This is a genomic window from uncultured Caballeronia sp. (assembly GCF_964243625.1).
Classification (GTDB): Bacteria; Pseudomonadota; Gammaproteobacteria; order Burkholderiales; family Burkholderiaceae; genus Caballeronia.
The window spans coordinates 1-2,079 of the sequence record NZ_CAXTGZ010000838.1; the positions used below are offsets into that span (position 1 = coordinate 1).

At 56.0% G+C, this 2,079-nt stretch carries 2 protein-coding genes and 1 pseudogene; 2 read left to right on the forward strand and 1 reads right to left on the reverse strand.

Going from position 1 to position 2,079, the window contains the following annotated elements; genetic code table 11:
• Positions 1 to 225, reverse strand: a 225-nt coding sequence (locus tag ACFFAR_RS31570; protein WP_375509270.1) for a LysR family transcriptional regulator, incomplete at its 3' end; no start/stop codon positions are given.
• Positions 226 to 314: 89 nt separating this feature from the next.
• On the opposite strand from ACFFAR_RS31570, the gene ACFFAR_RS31575 reads away from it, so the two are divergent.
• Both ACFFAR_RS31575 and ACFFAR_RS31580 read left to right on the forward strand, forming a co-directional pair.
• Entirely contained in the window at positions 315 to 1,748 is a 1,434-nt protein-coding gene (locus ACFFAR_RS31575) for an amidohydrolase family protein (RefSeq protein WP_375509271.1), read from the forward strand.
• A gap of 61 nt (positions 1,749 to 1,809) precedes the next feature.
• A pseudogene (locus ACFFAR_RS31580) lies at positions 1,810 to 2,079 on the forward strand (MFS transporter); the annotation flags it as partial.

A 2,079-nucleotide genomic window follows, 5' to 3' on the forward strand; every position in this document is an offset into this window, starting at 1 on the left:
GCGTTCCTCCAGTGTTTGAATCTGTCGGCTTATTGCGCCTTGGGTCAGGTGTAGTTCCTTCGCCGCAGCAGTGAAAGACCGCAGCCGCGCGCTTGCCTCGAAGCAAAGCAGCGACTGCGTCGAAGGTGCATGAAACATAATTATCCATGAAGAAAAAGCAGGAATGTTGCGAGCTTTTTCGCGTCCGTTCAGTGAAGCTCGCGGCGTTGCATGAGGTTTCCTCATGTTAACCGGAGGAAAAGTGGTTTGCCAATCAAAATTGGTGAATCGATGATGCTCGCAAGATGCTTTACCGAACTAATTTGGATACTTGAATGTTTGATCTCGTTATAGAAGGCGGAACAGTTATCGATGGCACGGGAGACGCTCGGAGGCGGTGCGACGTCGGCATTCGTGCCGGTGAGATTGTCCAACTTGGCGACCTCAGTGGACTCCTTGCCGACAAACGTTACGACGCGACCGGGCGCATCGTTGCGCCTGGTTTTATCGATGTGCACACCCACGACGACCGCCTGCTGCTTGATGTGGCCGACGGCCCACATCCAAAGCTATCACAAGGAGTGACGACGGTTATCACGGGAAATTGCGGCATCAGTCTCGCCCCGCTCTTATCTCAAAAGCCGCCGCCACCGTTGGATCTTTTAGGCAACGACGCATGGCGTTTTGAACGTTTCAGCGACTACCTGGATGAATTGGAACGCGCTCGGCCGGCGCTGAATGCCGCGTGCCTGGTCGGACATTCCACGTTGCGCGTTCGTCAAATGAGCCGCCTGGATCGCGAAGCCACTCATGATGAAGCCGTGCGCATGTCGAAAGATTTGGAGGATGCGCTCACGGCGGGCGCAATCGGCATGTCGACTGGGCTTTACTATCCGCCCGCTCGACACGCAACGGCCGCCGAAGTCATTGCTGTAGGTGCTCCACTGACTCATGCAGCCGGTATCGTGACGATGCACTTACGCGACGAAGGCGATGCGATCGACGATGCCATGCGCGAAGCAATGCATATCGGCCGTGCATTGAACATCGATACCGTGCTCTCGCATCACAAGCTCGTGGGTCGTGATAACCACGGCCGCTCAGCTCAAACGCTCGCCATGATCGAGCAAGCGTCCCGGCATCAACCCGTTTGCTTTGACTGTTATCCGTACAACGCGTCGTCAACCATGTTGTTGGCGTCTCGCGTGCGACAGTCGGATGAGGTACTCGTGACGTGGTCGAAAGCAGACCCGACCGCGGCCGGGCAATCCCTGTTCAAGCTTGCGAAAGCCCGAGGCACTGATCCCGAATCCTTGGCAGACGCTTTGTCTCCTGCGGGAGCGGTGTACTTCGCGATGAGCGATGAGGACGTAGAGCGCATTCTCTCGCACCCGATGGCGATGGTAGGTTCAGACGGCTTAGCGCACGACCAGAGCCCGCATCCACGCCTATGGGGCACGTTTCCGCGTGTGCTTGGCCACTACGTGCGTACCCGGCGCCTGTTTTCCCTTGAGACGGCGATCTACAAGATGACCGGGCTGAGCGCGCGCCGCTTTGGCTTGAAGGGCCGCGGACTGATCGCTAAAGGGCATTACGCTGATCTCGTCGTGTTCGACGAAAGTCGCATCGAAGACCGCGCGTCTTTTGAGCATCCGACGCAAGTGAGCGTGGGGATCGACGTCGTGTTCGTCAACGGGCAGCTTGCTTGCGAAAACGGAATATCGATGGACATGCATGCCGGCCAGGTTATCCGGCGACGCGGCGCCTAGATCAACGTTCGATCAGGTTTTTTTAAACGGCGCAATCATTCTCCCTCGCGAGACCAGGCCCATGAACCATCCAATTGAACAAAACGCGATGCCCTCTTCGTCAGCGACTGATTTCGACTCAACAAAAATCACGAATTACTCTGGCAAGAGAAAAGCGTTCGTGCTCGTAATGCTTCTGATTTCGTGGATATTGGCCAATGCCGATCGCATGGCAATGAGCATCTCGATTGTCCCTATCTCAAAGGATTTCAACCTCGATGCTCAGTCTGCGGGTTTGCTGTTGAGTGCGTTCTACGTGAGCTATTCGCTCATGCAATTGATCGCGGGGCAA

What these genes read in the sequence shown, in the direction of transcription:
- ACFFAR_RS31575 (WP_375509271.1), top strand. Translation starts at nt 315, where the DNA reads ATGTTTGATCTCGTTATAGAAGGCGGAACAGTTATCGATGGCACGGGA.